Here is a 325-nt window from a genome sequence, read left to right as displayed (position 1 = left end):
AATACGGTGGATTTTTTGTTAACAGCTCAGAGGGATAAGGCGGCCGCCCTGCGCTTCTTTAAAAAAGCAATGCGTCAACATGGTCAGCCTGAGATCGTCACGATGGATAAAAGCGGTGCCAATAAAGCCGCCGTGGATGAATGGAACAAGGGAACATCAAAGGAAGAAGCCATTGTTATCCGGCAGAACAAATACCTCAATAATTTGATTGAACAGGATCATCGCAATATCAAACGGCGGATATGTCCCATGCTGGGATTTAAAAATTTCAGGCGAACGCAGAGCGTATTAGCGGGCATTGAGCTGGTTAATATGTTACGTAAAG

At 44.9% G+C, this 325-nt stretch carries 1 protein-coding gene; it reads left to right on the top strand.

Translation table 11 applies throughout. The features are described 5' to 3' along the window. A partial coding sequence (locus NXS07_RS21075) for a DDE-type integrase/transposase/recombinase (RefSeq protein ID WP_258087642.1) occupies positions 1-325 on the top strand: 325 nt, incomplete at both ends.

This window comes from Xenorhabdus bovienii (genome assembly GCF_024721015.1).
GTDB lineage: Bacteria > Pseudomonadota > Gammaproteobacteria > Enterobacterales > Enterobacteriaceae > Xenorhabdus > Xenorhabdus bovienii.
The sequence above is the reverse complement of the archived record's forward strand: the minus strand, read 5'-3'. Positions and strand labels throughout refer to the sequence as shown.